At 69.7% G+C, this 14,496-nt stretch carries 12 protein-coding genes; 5 read left to right on the top strand and 7 right to left on the bottom strand.

Going from position 1 to position 14,496, the window contains the following annotated elements; all coding sequences use genetic code 11:
* Window positions 1-7 precede the first annotated feature (7 nt).
* Window positions 8-592, top strand: a complete 585-nt coding sequence (locus BJY20_RS03855) for an arsenate reductase/protein-tyrosine-phosphatase family protein (protein WP_185990323.1) — start codon at window positions 8-10, stop codon at window positions 590-592.
* Here the strand turns inward: BJY20_RS03855 and rfbA are convergent.
* Complete coding sequence (gene rfbA, locus BJY20_RS03850) at window positions 589-1,449, bottom strand: glucose-1-phosphate thymidylyltransferase RfbA (RefSeq protein ID WP_185990322.1); 861 nt, start codon at window positions 1,447-1,449, stop codon at window positions 589-591. The two genes, BJY20_RS03855 and rfbA, sit on opposite strands and share 4 nt — an antisense overlap.
* Before the next feature lie 35 nt (window positions 1,450-1,484).
* On the opposite strand from rfbA, the gene BJY20_RS03845 reads away from it, so the two are divergent.
* Genes BJY20_RS03845 through rfbB form a run of 3 tightly spaced genes read left to right on the top strand, consistent with a single transcriptional unit; the run spans window position 1,485 to window position 5,019 of the window.
* Complete coding sequence (locus BJY20_RS03845) at window positions 1,485-2,312, top strand: SGNH/GDSL hydrolase family protein (RefSeq protein WP_185990321.1); 828 nt, start codon at window positions 1,485-1,487, stop codon at window positions 2,310-2,312.
* Between the two features lie 38 nt (window positions 2,313-2,350).
* Complete coding sequence (locus tag BJY20_RS03840; protein ID WP_185990320.1) at window positions 2,351-4,024, top strand: sugar nucleotide-binding protein; 1,674 nt, start codon at window positions 2,351-2,353, stop codon at window positions 4,022-4,024.
* 2 nt (window positions 4,025-4,026) lie between these two features.
* A complete protein-coding gene (gene rfbB, locus BJY20_RS03835) occupies window positions 4,027-5,019 on the top strand; it encodes a dTDP-glucose 4,6-dehydratase (protein ID WP_185992443.1) in 993 nt (330 codons plus the stop codon).
* A 107-nt stretch (window positions 5,020-5,126) separates the two neighbouring features.
* On the opposite strand, the gene BJY20_RS03830 is transcribed toward rfbB, so the two are convergent.
* The 3 genes from BJY20_RS03830 to BJY20_RS03820 all read right to left on the bottom strand — a co-directional run bounded on the left by BJY20_RS03830 (window position 5,127) and on the right by BJY20_RS03820 (window position 8,193).
* Window positions 5,127-5,633: a GDYXXLXY domain-containing protein gene (locus BJY20_RS03830; protein WP_185990319.1), complete on the bottom strand. Its 507-nt coding sequence runs from the start codon at window positions 5,631-5,633 to the stop codon at window positions 5,127-5,129.
* A complete protein-coding gene (locus tag BJY20_RS03825; protein WP_185990318.1) occupies window positions 5,630-6,862 on the bottom strand; it encodes a DUF2157 domain-containing protein in 1,233 nt (410 codons plus the stop codon). Before BJY20_RS03825 ends, BJY20_RS03830 begins: the two co-directional genes overlap by 4 nt.
* Before the next feature lie 65 nt (window positions 6,863-6,927).
* Window positions 6,928-8,193, bottom strand: a complete 1,266-nt coding sequence (locus BJY20_RS03820) for an NRAMP family divalent metal transporter (RefSeq protein WP_185990317.1) — start codon at window positions 8,191-8,193, stop codon at window positions 6,928-6,930.
* Between the two features lie 214 nt (window positions 8,194-8,407).
* On the opposite strand from BJY20_RS03820, the gene BJY20_RS03815 reads away from it, so the two are divergent.
* The gene (locus tag BJY20_RS03815) at window positions 8,408-9,361 is read left to right on the top strand and encodes a PDDEXK family nuclease (RefSeq protein ID WP_185990316.1); all 954 of its coding nucleotides are present in this window, start codon (window positions 8,408-8,410) and stop codon (window positions 9,359-9,361) included.
* A gap of 243 nt (window positions 9,362-9,604) precedes the next feature.
* Here BJY20_RS03815 and BJY20_RS03810 read toward each other — a convergent pair whose 3' ends face one another.
* The 3 genes from BJY20_RS03810 to BJY20_RS03800 are packed head-to-tail and all read right to left on the bottom strand — an operon-like array spanning window position 9,605 to window position 14,298.
* Window positions 9,605-10,264, bottom strand: a complete 660-nt coding sequence (locus BJY20_RS03810; RefSeq protein ID WP_343062769.1) for a GDSL-type esterase/lipase family protein — start codon at window positions 10,262-10,264, stop codon at window positions 9,605-9,607.
* A gap of 49 nt (window positions 10,265-10,313) precedes the next feature.
* Complete coding sequence (locus BJY20_RS03805) at window positions 10,314-10,499, bottom strand: DUF6104 family protein (RefSeq protein WP_185990315.1); 186 nt, start codon at window positions 10,497-10,499, stop codon at window positions 10,314-10,316.
* A 1-nt stretch (window position 10,500) separates the two neighbouring features.
* On the bottom strand, window positions 10,501-14,298 hold the full coding sequence (locus tag BJY20_RS03800) for a multifunctional oxoglutarate decarboxylase/oxoglutarate dehydrogenase thiamine pyrophosphate-binding subunit/dihydrolipoyllysine-residue succinyltransferase subunit (RefSeq protein ID WP_343062768.1): 3,798 nt from the start codon (window positions 14,296-14,298) through the stop codon (window positions 10,501-10,503).
* Window positions 14,299-14,496 lie beyond the last annotated feature (198 nt).

Below are 14,496 nucleotides of genomic sequence, written 5' to 3'. Positions count from 1 at the left end.
TGTGCCCATGAGCGTGCGCATCCTGACCGTCTGCACCGGCAACATCTGTCGATCGCCGTATGCCCACTTCGCGCTGCAACATGGGCTTGACGCCGTGCGGCCCGGCACATTCGAGGTGTCCAGCGCCGGAACCCGCGCGATGACCGGCAACCCGGTCGACCCGGGCAGCGCCAGCATCCTGCAGGACAACGGCGTGGTCCACGACGACTTCGCGGCCCGCCAGATCACCGAGCGGATGCTCGACGAGATCGACATCGTCCTCCCGCTCGAGGTCGCCCACCGCAAGATCGTGCTGTCGTACTCCCCGCGCCACCTCAAGCGTGCCTTCACCCTGAAGGAGCTCGCCCGGCTGCTCGACTCCGCCGACGCCCGCGAGCCGTGGACCCAGCGGCTCGCTGGCCTGGCGACGCCCGAGGAGCGGTGGGCAGCGCTCCCTTCGCACCTGGCGCGTGAGCGGGGGCTGAGCCGGGTCGAGGAGGGGGCCGACGACATCGCCGATCCCTACCGGCGACCGCAGGAGGTTTTCGATCGGATGGCAGCCGAAGTCGATGCCGCGGTGGAGCGGATCGTGGCGTTCGAGGCGCAGTTCTAACCGAGCAGATCGAGAAAGTACGCGCCGTAGCCACTCTTGACGAGCGGCTCGGCGATCGCGCGCAGGTGGGCGTCGTCGATGAAGCCCATCCGCCAGGCGACCTCCTCCGGACAGCCGATCTTCAGGCCCTGCCGGCTCTCGAGGGTGCGCACATAGTTGCTCGCGTCGTTGAGGGAGCCGAACGTCCCGGTGTCCAGCCACGCGGTACCGCGGGGGAGGACCTCGACGTGCAGTCGGCCCTCGTCGAGGTAGCCGCGGTTGAGGTCGGTGATCTCCAGCTCACCGCGCGCTGAGGGGCGCAGCGCCCGGGCGCGCTCGACGACCGTGTCGTCGTAGAAGTACAGCCCGGGGACCGCGAAGCGGCTGCGCGGGTTAGCCGGCTTCTCCTCCAGGGAGGTGGCCCTCCCTTCGCCGTCGAAGTCGACCACGCCGTACGCGGTGGGATCGGCGACCTGGTAGCCGAAGATCGCCGCTCCGTCGATGTCGTGGAAGTGGCGCAGCTGGGTGCCCAGCCCCGGCCCGTAGAAGATGTTGTCACCGAGGACGAGGGCCGCCGGACCGCCCTCGAGGTGCTCCTCGCCGATGAGGAAGGCCTGCGCCAACCCGTCGGGGGAGGGCTGCTGTGCGAAGGAGATCGACATCCCCAACCGGCTCCCGTCCCCGAGGAGGCGCTCGAACTGGGGCGCATCCTGCGGCGTGGTGATGACCAGGACGTCCCGGATGCCCGCGAGCATCAGCGTGCTCAGCGGGTAGTAGATCATCGGCTTGTCGTACACCGGGACGAGCTGCTTGGAGACGCCGAGCGTGATCGGGTGCAGCCTGGTCCCGGTCCCCCCGGCGAGGATGATGCCGCGCATCCCCGCACAGTAGCCCGCGCCGATAGTGTGCGGCCATGGCTGGATCCCCCGATCGTCGTTCGTCGGCGCTGACGCTCCCCCTGGTCCTCGTACTCGTGGTGGTGGTCACCGGGCTGTGGGCCTACGTCTTCATGGACGACGGGCAGTCCAACCGCTCGGCCCAAGCGGCCAGCACGTCCGCAGCGGGCTCGAGCTCGTCCGCGAGCGCGGCCTCCTCGTCCGCCAGCCCGTCCAGCAGCTCGGCCACCTCGCAGGAGGAGAACGCGAGCATGGACGCGGCGCGTGAGGCCTTCGCCGAGGACGGCTCCCAGGTGCTCGTGCTCGGCGACGGCACCGGTGACGGGTGGGACGAGTGGGCCTTCCTGTGGGCGCAGGAGCAGAGCCTGCCGGGCGCCATGTGGATGACCGAGACCGAGAACGGGTACAGCGGCTCGAGCGAGAGCACCCGGCTGTGGTCCGGGGGGATGCCCGAGACGACCGCGGACTACCCGGTCGAGCACTGGGACGCGATCTGGCCCGAGACCGACCCGGACCTGGTGCTGCTGAACTACGGGCACTTCTACTCCGATGCCGACGCCGCGACGCAGTCGATGGAGGTACTGCGTCAGGCCATCGCCCATCACGCTTCCGAGACGCCGATCGTCGTCATCCTGCAGAACCCGCAGGCCGATGACGAGAACGCGTCCGTGCGCGAGGCGATCGGCTCGTGGGCGCGGGAGGCGGGCCTGCCGACGATCGACGTCGCGGCCGCGTTCGAGCAGTCCGACCAGGCGCCGGCCGACCTGCGGCTGGACGAGTTGCAACCCTCGCAGGCTGGCTCGCAGCTGTGGGCGGAGACGGTGGGGGAGGCGCTGGCCGGCTGAGGCGCCGGAGCGTCGGTGACCACTACTAGGCTCCCGCTATGGAGCCGACCATCGAGCACACACCCATCCCGGGGCTGCTCGTCGTGCGCTCGCCCGTCCACCGCGACGACCGCGGCTGGTTCACCGAGGCGTGGCAGCGGGAGAAGCTGACTGCGCTCGGGGTGCCGGACTTCGGCCCGGTGCAGCACAACGTCGCCCACAACGCCGCGCGCGGCTCCACCCGCGGTATCCACGCCGAGCCGTGGGACAAGCTCGTCACCGTCGTGCACGGGGAGGTCTTCGGCGCGTGGGTCGACCTGCGCGAGGGGGAGGGGTTCGGGCGGACGTTCACGGTGCAGCTCGAGCCGGGGGTGGCGGTCTTCGTCCCCCGCGGCGTCGGCAACTCCTATCAGGCGCTCGCCGACGAGACCATCTACTCCTACCTGGTCAACGCGCACTGGCGCCCCGCCCTGGCCTACCCCGCGCTCGCACTCGAGGACCCGAGCGCCGCCATCGACTGGCCGATCCCGTTGTCGCAGGCGCAGGTCTCGGACAAGGACCGGGCGAACCCGAGGCTGGCGGAGGTCACCCCCTTCGCCCGGCGCCGGCCGCTGATCCTCGGCGGGAGCGGGCAGATCGGCTCGGCCCTGCGCGCGCTGCTGCCGCACGCCCTCGCCCCGGGCCGCGACGAGCTCGACCTGGCCGACCCGGACGCCGTCGCCGCCCTCGACCTCACCGACCACGACCTGGTCATCAACGCCGCCGCGATGACGGGTGTCGACGCCGCCGAGAGTGACGACGGCCGCCGCCTCGCCTGGCGCCTCAACGCCCACCTGCCCGCGCAGCTCGCCCGCCTGGCCACGGCCGCCGGCGCCACCCTCGTGCACTACTCCAGCGACTACGTCTTCGACGGCCGGGCAGAGGTGCACGACGAGGACGAGGCCTTCGCGCCGCTCGGGATCTACGGGCAGAGCAAGGCGGCCGGGGACCTCGCCGTGGCGCTCGCCCCGCGCCACTACCTGCTGCGCACCTCGTGGGTGGTCGGGGACGGGCCCAACTTCGTGCGCACCATGGCCCGCCTCGCCGACGAAGGGGGTGCCCCCGCCGTCGTCGACGACCAGCACGGGCGGTTGGCGCTCGCCCCGCAGATCGCGGAGGCGACCATGCACCTGGTGGGTGGCTCCGCTCCCTTCGGCACCTACAACGTGAGTCAGTCCGGGGAGTCGCTGACCTGGGCGGACATCGCCCGGGAGGTCTTTGCGCTGCGTGGACGCGCGCGGGAGGACGTGAGCGGGATCAGCACGCACGAGTACGGGGCCCCGGCGCCCCGGCCGCGGCACAGCACGCTGTCGCTGGAGCGGTTGCGGGGGACGGGGTTCGAGCCACTCGACCAGCTCGAGGCGTTGCGGGAGTATGTGGCTTCGAGGCTCGCGCCCGGAGGCGCTCACACCTCAGCCACCGTTGGTCGAGGCGTGCGGAGCGCCAGCGACCAGCCTCGAGACCAGCCCGGAGGCGCTCACACCTCAGCCACCGTTGGTCGAGGCGTGAGGAGCGCCAGCGACGAGCCTCGAGACGCGCCCGGAGGCGCTCACACCTCAGCCACCGTTGGTCGAGGCGTGAGGAGCGCCAGCGACGAGCCTCGAGACCAGCCCGGAGGCGCTCACACCTCAGCCACCGTTGGTCGAGGCGTGAGGAGCGCCAGCGACGAGCCTCGAGACCAGAAGGGGATGTGAGCATGCGGGTACTCGTCACCGGGGGAGCCGGGTTCATCGGAAGCAACTTCGTGCACCGGACGCTCGCGACGCGGGACGCGGAGGTGACGGTGCTCGACGCGCTGACCTACGCGGGGTCGCTGTCCTCGCTGGACGGGGTGCGCGACGCGGTGCGCTTCGTCGAGGGCGACGTCGCTGACGCGGCGCTCGTGGACTCGCTGGTCGCGCACGCGGACCTCGTGGTGCACTTCGCCGCCGAGTCGCACAACGACAACTCGCTCGCCTCGCCGGGAGCCTTCGTGCAGACCAACGTCGTGGGGACCTACGAGCTGCTCGAGGCGGTGCGTCGGCACGGGGTGCGCTACCACCACATCTCCACCGACGAGGTCTACGGCGACCTCGCACTGGATTCACCGGAGCGGTTCACCGAGGCCACGCCGTACAACCCGTCCAGTCCGTACTCCTCGACGAAGGGGGCGTCGGACCTGCTCGTGCGGGCGTGGGTGCGTTCCTTCGGGATCGAGGCGACGATCTCCAACTGCTCCAACAACTACGGCCCGCGCCAGCACGTGGAGAAGTTCATCCCGCGCCAGATCACCGAGATCCTCGACGGGCGCCGCCCGCGGCTCTACGGCGACGGGCTCAACGTGCGCGACTGGATCCACGTCGACGACCACAACGACGCGGTGTGGGCGATCATCGACCGCGGCGTGATGGGGGAGACCTACCTCATTGGCGCCGACGGCGAGGTGGACAACGTGACGGTGGTGCGCTCGGTCCTTGCGGCGATGGGGCGCTCGCCGGATGACTTCGAGCACGTGCCTGATCGGGCGGGGCACGACCGGCGCTATGCGATCGACTGGTCCCGGCTGCGCGACGAGCTCGGGTGGCAGCCGCGCTACTGGGACTTCCGGTCGGGGCTGGCGGCGACGATCGACTGGTACCGCGACAACGAGGCCTGGTGGCGGCCGATGAAGGCGGCCACCGAGGCGAAGTACGCGCGGACGGGGCAGTAGCCGCCGGTCGTAGCCGCCGCTGCCGCCCGCCGCTGCCGCCGGTTGAGGTAATCCCGTGGGCTCGAACGCGCGCGATTACCTCAACTCAGCGGTGGTGGGTCCGGTCGTCAGGGCTGCTCGCGCACGTCGACGAGCGCGGCATGGCCCCACCGGTCGACGCGGATCTCGGCGTAGGCGCCATCGGTCAGCTCGCGCTCCATCGCCAGCGCCTCGTCCTGCGGCAGGAACCAGCTCTCGATGCCGCAGCGCACGTCCCACGAGTGGTCGTCACAGGCGAGGTACGGCGTGTCCGAGGGGCGCTCGCGCAGCCACTGATCGGCCACCTGGACGTCGCCGTCCTGGCGCAGGGTGATGTACACCGGACCGGACTCACCGTCGTCCAGCGCGCCCAGACCACTGTCATCGGCCGAGTTGTCCTCCTCCTGCGGGGGGCGCAGGTCGGGGTAGTCCAGGCTGACGTAGGCACCACGGTAGGGATCGATCGGGTCCAGCGGCGCGACCCGCACGACGTAGCTCTCGCCGAGCAGCCGTGCCGACAGCTGGGGAGCGACCGCGACGCCCACGAGGACCAGCTGGACGACCGCGATGACCACCACGGTGAGGATGCGCTTCATCGCTGCACTCCCTCGTCGCAGCCCTCGCCGGTGGCAGGGTCGAGCGTCGCGGCCACGCGGCGGCGTGCCCGCTCGACGAGCAGCCCGGTCCCGAGGAAGACGATGCCCAGCACCACGAAGAGCAGTGCTCCCGTGACGATCGGTGCGAAGACCGCGAAGCTCTGGAAGGTGGTGAAGGCCACGAGTGCTGCCATCGCGATCCAGCTGAGGGCCCGGTGCTCACGCAGGACGTCCAGCGCGAGAAGGGCGACCGCCAGACCGACGTAGGCCGCGACACCGAGCGCGGCGTGCGCCCACTGGTCGAGCCCGACATCGTTGGTGTCGGTCCCGGTGTCCCACAGGGCGAGCAGGACGGCCGCCGCGAGGACGGTGAGTGCTCCGACCGGCTCGATCCAGGCGTGGTCGGGACGGCGCACGGCCAGGGCTGCCGCAGCGATCCCGAGAACGACGGCGGCGATGAGCTCGAGGAGCAACCACAGCGACCAGTCCAGCCCGTCGTAGATGCCGGGGACGGCCGCGACGAAGAGGGCGGCCAGCGCGAGTACCGCTGCCGTCAGGCGCCACCACCATGCGAAGGACCGGACCCAGCCGTCGCAGAGCACCGCGAGCGAGGCGGCGACGGCGGCGCCCGCGCCGAGCGAGATGACCGCCGCCATCGCGGTGCCCTCGGTCCACAGGGGCTGCCAGATCCACCACTGGACGCCCGTCCCCAGACCGACGAGGAAAGGCATCACCGATCGCGTCAGGTGCGCGTGCAGCATGGCGCCCAGTGACCACAACCCGACGAGTGCCGGCTCGTAGGCCGGCACCTGCAGCGACTGCGCGGCCTGCATGATCACGGCGCCGAAGCCGAGCGCCGCGAGCAGCCGGATCGCGCCGACGAGGGGAGCGGAGGTGCGGCGCGCGGCGAGTACCTCGCTGCCGACGAGGAAGGCGAGCCACAGGGCCACGACGGTGGCGAAGCGGCCTGTCGGGCTCAGGTCCTCGAGGTTGGCCGCGACCAGCCAGATGAGGCCGACGCCGACGAAGGCACCGCCGAGCAGGAGCATGATGCGCCCGAGCACCGACGAGGCGGAGCCCGAGCGGGGCGTGTAGCCACCGGTGATCGTCTCCGCCTGGGTGGCGTCGATGACACCCCGGGCCTGCCATTCGGCAACCTCGGCGCGCAACCAGGCGAACTGCTGCCTGCTGACCTCACGCGGTGCGCTCGCGTCCACGGTGGTGTTCATGGGCTCATCATGGCCGTCCGCCGGGGGAATGCCCATGAGTACGGTGACCCACCCCCTTCGCCTGGTCAGAGCAGGCCGAGCTCCGAGACGAGGAAGAGCGCACCGAAGCCGATGAGGAAAGCCAGGCCGAGGTAGACCAGCGCCCGGATGCCGGTGGAGAGCCGGCGCTCGCTGCGGATGATCGAGAAGTTCAGCCACGCGAAGACGGGGGCGGTGAGGAAGGCACTGATCATCGCGAAGCGCAGCATCGTGCCCAGCTCCGCGCTCATCCACACCACGATCGCCAGACCGATCCCAGTGATTCCGGTGATCCACACGTCCTTGTGGCGGCGGGTCATCTCGTCCTGGCCGCGCAGCAGCCGCAGCGACTCCGCGCAGGCCCGGCCGTATCCGTCGACGACGGAGATCACCGTGCCGAACATGACGGCGAAGGCGATGACCGCCATGATCGGCGTCGCCCACGTGCCGATCGCGTCCCCGTACATCGACATCAGTTGCGGGATGTAGGCCCCACCGGCCAGCTCGACCTCCTCGCCGCTGCCGTACTGGACGAAGACGCCGAGCCCGACGAAGAAGACCGCGAGGACCGTCGAGACGATGTAGCCGGTGTTGAAGTCGAAGAGGACGTCGCGTGGATGGACCGCGCGGTCCTCGGCCTTTGCCTTGACCCACAGCGAGTTGAGCGCGCTGATCTCGATCGGCGCCGGCATCCATCCGACGAGCGCGACGAGGAAGGGCAGGGTCGCCAGGTTCCACGGGGAGGGCTCGACGAAGTCCGGTTGGCGCACCGCGCCGTGGCTGGCAGCCATGACCACGGCAACGACCGTGGAGAGGGCCAGGACGCTCAGGATGACCTTCGTGACTCCATCCAGCGCCTTGTAGTGGCCACCGACGAGCAGCAGCCAGGTGATGAGCATCAGGCCGCCGGCCAGGAGCGGGACGCCGATGCCCCACGACGCGGGCACGAGGTAGGACAGGATGACCGTGCACAGCAGCGCGACCCCCGCCGTCGAGACCACCGAGGACAGCGCCGCGAGGATGAAGAACACCCACAGGTAGACCCGGCCACGGCGGGCGTACCCCTCGACGAGACTGTGCCCGGTCTCGGCGGTGTACTGGGGACCGAAGCGGAAGAAGGGGTACTTCAGAAGGTTGGCCAGCAGGATCAGGCCGACGAGCTGCCAGCCGAAGAGCGCACCCGCCTGGGTGGAGGAGATCAGGTGCGAGGCACCGATCGCCGCCGAGGCGGCGAGGAGCCCGGGACCCAGGGCCGCCCACCGGCTGCGCCAGGCCGATCGTGCTGCGACGTGACTCTCCCGGGTGTCGGTCATGCGCGGCACGCTAACAGTGGTCGGCAGCGCACACATCCGCTGGCCCATGAGGCAGGCTGCGCGCCACGGGTGGAGGTATCGACGCGTGCTGGAGCTGACGCGGATACCTCCACCCGAGCGGCGGTTCTCCCCAAGGGAGAACGACGCATGTCCTTCGTCCACAGGCACCCACGGGTGCGCCCGCCGTGGCTCGGCCGCCGCCACGCTGGACGCCATGCCAGTCCGTGAAACCGCCATCGAGCGGCACCGCCGCGTCGTCGCCGCGTCCCGGGAGACCGGGTTCGTGCTGGACCGTCGACGTCTCCACGAGCTCGGTGTCAGTCGACACCAGGCTGCGGCGCAGGTGGCGGCGGGACGCTGGGTCAGGTTGGGGAACCAGACATTCGGCATGCGCGATGGACCATTGGGCGGGTGCGCGCAGTGGTGGCGCGCGGTGTGGGAGACCGGCCATCGGATCGCGCTCGTCGATGGGGCCTCAGCCCTCCTGGCAGCCGGGCTGAAGGGCTGGACGGAAGATGTCGTGCACGTGTCGGTGCTCCACCGGCACTCGATCGTTCCCATCGACGGGGTGAAGATCCACAAGGTGGCGCGACGGGTCGAGGACGAGGCCATCGGCGCAGGGGTGCCGCGCACGACACCGGCGGTCGCGGCGATCCGAGCGGCGCACTGGGCCGTCAGTGACCGACAGGCGGCGACGATCCTCGCGATGCCGGTCCAGCAGCGCCTGACGACGGCGAAGCAACTGATGCAGACGGTCGAGGTCGTCAGGGGCCGGACCCGGCGGGCGCTGATCCGCCAGATCGTGACGGACATCGCCGACGGGGCACAGTCACTCGGCGAGCTGGATTTCGCGGCAGCGTGCCGTCGACGCGGACTACCGGTCCCGAGCCGACAGGTCCTGCACCACGGTCCGCGCGGTCGGGTGTATCTCGACGTCTACTTCGACGACTACGGGTTCGCGGTCGAGATCGACGGGGCCGGCCATCTGTGGGGGCTCGCGCAGATGGACGACAACCTGCGCGAGAACCAACTCGTCATTGATGGAGACCGGGTCCTGCGCATCACCCTCATCGGCCTGCGACTCAACGAGGAGACGGTCATGGACCAGGTGGCCGCCGCCCTTCGCTCGGACTGGGCCCAGGACACCTATGCCCGTCGGCGCCGCTGACTCACGCCGCCGCCGGTCGGTAGAGGTGCCGCCGCCGGTGGGTAGAGGTAACTACGCGCATCCGGACGCGCCGGAATACCTCAACCGAGCGTGGGAGGAGCACCGCCGCTGGTGGATCGAGGTAACGACGCGTGCCTGGACCCGCCGGAATACCTCAACCCAGCGGCAGGGGCCCAGCGTCAAGGGGATCCAGCGCGAAGGGGAGCCAGCACCAAGGACCCAGCGCGAAGGGGGTTCCCTGACTCAGGCGAGCCAGTCGCCCCAACCGTGGTGGAGGACCAACCAGGCGATGAGGCCGTAGCCCGCCTGGCCCGGGTGCACACCGTCGATGGAGGCGGCGATGTCCGCCTCCCACTGGTCGTGGCCGACGAGGGGGGTGAAGGTGTCGACGAAGGGCACGCCGCGGCGGTCGCAGACATCGCGCTGGGCGTCGACGAGCTGACGAAGGGCGTCGTTGGTGTCCGCATCGGCCGTGGGCGGGGGACCGACGACGAAGGTCCCGACGCCCTGGCTGGCGGCCTCGTCCAGCACGTTGGCCAGGTTGAGGCGGTGCCGGGCGATCGAGGTGCCCGCGGCGACGTCGGCGTGGCCGACCTGCACCACGAGGCGACGCTCGGTGGAGTCCTGGAAGCGCAGGGTGCCTTCGGACTGCCACCGCTGGGACACCCCGCCGGAGGTCTCGCCGCGCAGGCCGAGGTTGTAGTGGGCCAGCACGGCGTCACCGAGGGTGGTGCGGGCGAGGACGCGCCCGGTCCAGCCCAGCGCCTTCTCGTCACCGATCCCGGCGACGAAGGAGTCGCCGATGAAGACCAACGAGACGTCCCGTCGCCCCTCCTCGGGAGAGAAGCTCGCGCTGGGGTTGAACTCGTTGCCGGCTGCGTCCGTCATCGGGGTGCCGCTCACGTCGGGGGTGCTCCTGGGGGTGGTGGTGCGTTCAGGTACAGCGCAGACGTTACTCGTCGTCGAGCTCGTCGTCGTCGAGGCGTGCCAGCCAGGAGGCAAGTCGATCGACGGGAGTCTCGAATTCGGGGTTGAGATCGACGAAGTGGCGCAGCTGGTCACTCACCCACTCGAGAGTGACCAGCTCCTCACCACGCCGATCCGCGAGCTCCTCGATGCCGCGGTCGGTGAAGTACATGTCAGCGGTCGAAGGCTTCGCGCAGGATCTCCGCCTGCTCGCTCTTGTGCTTCTTGGCCGTGCCGGCTGCCGGAGAGGCGCTCGCCGTGCGGGCGATGACCCGCAGCGGACGCTCCTCGCCGTGCTCGGCCATGTCTCCGGGGAGGTTCAGCGCCAGGAACGGCCAACCGCCCATGTTCTCGGGCTCCTCCTGCACGACGACGATCTCGGCCTTCGGGTACTTCGCCAGCTCACGAGCCAGCTCCGCGCCCGGCAGCGGGTAGAAGCGCTCGAGCCGCAGGATCGCGGTCTGCTCGTCCTTGCGCTCGGCCCGCTCGTCCTCGAGGTCGTAGACGACCTTGCCGGAGGCGATGATCACGCGGGTGACCTGGTCACCGTTCGGCTCGGCCGCATCGGGCAGGACCGGGCGGAAGCCGCCGCTGGTGAAGTCCTCCGGGCTGCTCGCCGCGGCACGCAGCCGCAGCATCGACTTCGGGGTGAAGACGATCAGCGGGCGGCGCGGGCGCTGGTAGGCCTGACGGCGCAGCAGATGGAAGTAGCTCGCCGGCGTCGACGGGAAGGCGACCGTCATGTTGTCCTCGGCGCACATCTGCAGGAAGCGCTCGATGCGTGCGGAGGAGTGGTCCGGTCCCTGGCCCTCGTAGCCGTGGGGCAGCAGGAGGACGACCGAGGAGTTCTGGCCCCACTTCTGCTCCGAGGAGGAGATGAACTCGTCGATGATCGTCGAGGCACCGTTGGCGAAGTCACCGAACTGGGCCTCCCACAGCACCAGGGCGTCGGGACGCTCGACGGAGTAGCCGTACTCGAAGCCCATCGCGGCGTACTCCGACAGCAGCGAGTCGTAGATCCAGAAGCGGGCCTGGCCGTGGCCGAGGTAGTTCAGCGGCGTCCACTCCTCGGCGGTGAGCTTGTCGATCAGGACCGCGTGGCGCTGCACGAAGGTGCCGCGGCGCGTGTCCTGGCCGGTCAGACGAACCGGGGTGCCGTCCATGAGCAGGGAGCCCAGCGCGAGCATCTCGCCGGTGCCCCAGTCGATGCCGCCCTCGGTGACCGAGGCGGCCCGCTTCTCCATGGCCTTCTGCAGCTTGTTGTGGATCGTGAAGTCCTCCGGCGGCGAGATGAACATGCCACCGATGTGCTTCAGGTCGCTCATCTCCACGCCGGTCTGGGCGGCGGAGCGCTTCGTGTCGTCACTCCTCTGCGCGGCCGGACGCTCCAGGCCCGCGTTGTCCGAGGCCTCGGGGTCGCTCGGGGAGTCGGGGGAGTCCTGCAGGGCCTCCTTGGACTCCTTGAAGACCCGCTCGAGCTGGGCCTGGTAGTCGCGCATCGCGGCGTCGGCCTCATCGGGGGTGATGTCGTTGCGACCGATCAGCGCCTCCGTGTACAGCTTGCGCACCGAACGCTTGTTCTCGATGAGCTTGTACATCAGCGGCTGGGTCATCGACGGGTCGTCGCCCTCGTTGTGACCGCGACGGCGGTAGCACACGACGTCGATGACGACGTCCTTGTGGAACTTCTGCCGGAACTCGAAGGCGAGCTCGGCGACCCGCACGCAGGCCTCCGGGTCGTCGCCGTTGACGTGGAAGATCGGCGCCTGGATCATCCGCGCGACGTCGGTGGAGTACCACGACGAGCGGCTGGCCGAGGGGGCGGTGGTGAAGCCGACCTGGTTGTTGACGATCACGTGGATGGTGCCGCCGGTGCGGTAGCCGCGCAGCTGGCTCTGCTGGAGCGTCTCCGCGACGACCCCCTGTCCGGCGAAGGCCGCGTCACCGTGCATGAGGATCGGCAGCACCGGGAAGTCCTCGCCGGCGTGGTTGAGCCGGTCCTGCTTGGCGCGCGCGATGCCTTCGAGCACCGGGTTGACGGCCTCGAGGTGGCTCGGGTTGGCGGCGAGGTAGACCTTGGTCGTGGAGCCGTCCTCGCCGGTGAACTCGCCCGCGGTCCCCAAGTGGTACTTCACGTCGCCGGAGCCCTGCACGGACTTCGGGTCGAGCTTGCCCTCGAACTCGCGGAAGATCTGCGCGTACGACTTGCCGGCGAGGTTCGCCAGCACGTTCAGCCGACCGCGGTGCGGCATGCCGATGCAGACCTCGTCCATGCCTTCCTCCGCGGAGCGGGACATGATGCGGTCGAGGACCGCGATGACGGCCTCGCCGCCCTCGAGGGAGAAGCGCTTCTGCCCGACGAACTTCGTCTGCAGGAAGGTCTCGAATGCCTCAGCGGCGTTGAGGCGGCGCAGGATGCGCAGCTGCTCGTCGCTCGTGGACTTCTTGTAGCCGACCTCGACGCGCTCCTGCATCCAGGCGCGCTGTCCGGGGTCCTGGATGTGCATGTACTCCACGCCGGTGGTGCGGCAGTACGAGTCACGCAGCACGCCAAGGATCTTGCGCAGCTTCAGGAAGGGCTCGCCGCCGAAGCCGCCGGTGGCGAAGTGTCGCTCGAGATCCCACAGCGTCAGGCCGTGGCTGGTGATGTCGAGGTCCTCGTGGCGACGCTGCTTGTACTCAAGCGGGTCGATGTCGGCCATGAGGTGACCGCGGACCCGGTAGGAGTGGATCAGCTCCTGCACGCGAGCGACCTTGTTGATGTCGTCGTCATGCGTGGCCGAGATGTCCGGTGCCCAGCGCACGGGCTCGTACGGGATGCGCAGGCTCTCGAAGATCTCGTCGTAGAAGCCGTCCGCGCCGAGCAGGTACTCGTGCATCAGGCGCAGGAACTCACCCGACTGCGCACCCTGGATGACGCGGTGGTCGTAGGTGGAGGTGATCGTCAGCAGCTTGGAGACCGCGTTGCGGTTGATGGTCTCGGCGCTCGCGCCCTGCCACTCGGCCGGGTAGTCGAGGGCGCCGACGCCGATGATGGCGCTCTGGCCCTTCATCAGCCGCGGGATGGAGTGCACGGTGCCGATGCCGCCGGGGTTGGTCAGCGAGATGGTCGTGCCGGAGAAGTCGTCGAGGGTCAGCTTGCCGCCCCGGGCCTTCTTGACGACCTCCTCGTAGGCGCGCCAGAAGTCGGTGAAGTCCATCTTGTCCGCGGGCTTGATCGCGGGGACCATCAGCTGGCGGGTGCCATCGCTCTTCTCCAGGTCGATGGCGATGCCCAGGCCGATGTGGCCCGGCTGCACGACCACCGGCTTGCCCTTCTCGTCCGTGTCGTAGTGCACGTTCATCGAGGGGATGCGGGAGATGGCCTTGACCATCGCGTAGCCGATGAGGTGGGTGAAGGAGACCTTGCCACCACGGCTGCGCTTGAGGTGGTTGTTGATGACGATGCGGTTGTCGATGAGCAGCTTCGCCGGGACGGCGCGCACACTCGTCGCGACAGGGACCTCGATGGACTCCTCCATGTTGGTCACCACGCGGGCGGCGACACCGCGAAGGGGGGTTCGCTCCTCCTGCGGCCCGCCCGCCGAGTCGTGCTTGGCCTTTGTCTGCTCGGCCTGCTTGGGCTCTGCCTTCTTCGGCTCAGCCTTGGGCTCGGCCTTCTTCGGCGCAGCCTTGGCTTCGGTCTCCTGCGAGTCAGCCTTGGGCTCGGCCTTCTTGGACTCGTCCTTCTTCGGCTCAGCCTTCTTCGGCTCAGCCTTCTTCGGCTCAGCCGTCGCCGACTGGTCGGCGGACGTCGAGGCGGCGGGGGTGGACCCCTTCGCCGACGTGCCATTGCCGCTGCCGTCCTGGTCGGGCTCGTAGTTCTCGAAGAACTCCCACCACGCCTCGTCGACGTTGTTGCGGTCCTGCTTGAACTGCTCGTACAGCTCGTCGACCAGCCATTCGTTGGGGCCGAAGTCGTTCAGGGACACGGAGCCATCCTGGGGGTCAGGCACGGCGCATACGCCTCTTTCATCACAGTCGCGAACCGGGGCCCGAAGTCACCGCGGACCCCTACTGGGGATCAAGCCTAACGTGAGCAACGCCATGCGCGGGCGGGCGGCCACAGTGTGTCGCCCTCGATCGTTGAGATGCGCAGGCCGTCCCGCCGCCGGAGCCTCGAAACGACG

This window comes from Janibacter cremeus (genome assembly GCF_013409205.1).
Taxonomy (GTDB): Bacteria; Actinomycetota; Actinomycetes; order Actinomycetales; family Dermatophilaceae; genus Janibacter; species Janibacter cremeus.
Note: the sequence above shows the minus strand (reverse complement) of the source record. Positions and strands in the feature narration are given on the sequence as shown.

What these genes read in the sequence shown, in the direction of transcription:
- BJY20_RS03825 (WP_185990318.1), bottom strand. Translation starts at nt 6,862, where the DNA reads ATGAACACCACCGTGGACGCGAGCGCACCGCGTGAGGTCAGCAGGCAG.
- BJY20_RS03855 (WP_185990323.1), top strand. Translation starts at nt 8, where the DNA reads ATGAGCGTGCGCATCCTGACCGTCTGCACCGGCAACATCTGTCGATCG.
- BJY20_RS03815 (WP_185990316.1), top strand. Translation starts at nt 8,408, where the DNA reads ATGCCAGTCCGTGAAACCGCCATCGAGCGGCACCGCCGCGTCGTCGCC.
- BJY20_RS03820 (WP_185990317.1), bottom strand. Translation starts at nt 8,193, where the DNA reads ATGACCGACACCCGGGAGAGTCACGTCGCAGCACGATCGGCCTGGCGC.
- rfbB (WP_185992443.1), top strand. Translation starts at nt 4,027, where the DNA reads ATGCGGGTACTCGTCACCGGGGGAGCCGGGTTCATCGGAAGCAACTTC.
- BJY20_RS03830 (WP_185990319.1), bottom strand. Translation starts at nt 5,633, where the DNA reads ATGAAGCGCATCCTCACCGTGGTGGTCATCGCGGTCGTCCAGCTGGTC.
- rfbA (WP_185990322.1), bottom strand. Translation starts at nt 1,449, where the DNA reads ATGCGCGGCATCATCCTCGCCGGGGGGACCGGGACCAGGCTGCACCCG.
- BJY20_RS03840 (WP_185990320.1), top strand. Translation starts at nt 2,351, where the DNA reads ATGGAGCCGACCATCGAGCACACACCCATCCCGGGGCTGCTCGTCGTG.
- BJY20_RS03845 (WP_185990321.1), top strand. Translation starts at nt 1,485, where the DNA reads ATGGCTGGATCCCCCGATCGTCGTTCGTCGGCGCTGACGCTCCCCCTG.
- BJY20_RS03805 (WP_185990315.1), bottom strand. Translation starts at nt 10,499, where the DNA reads ATGTACTTCACCGACCGCGGCATCGAGGAGCTCGCGGATCGGCGTGGT.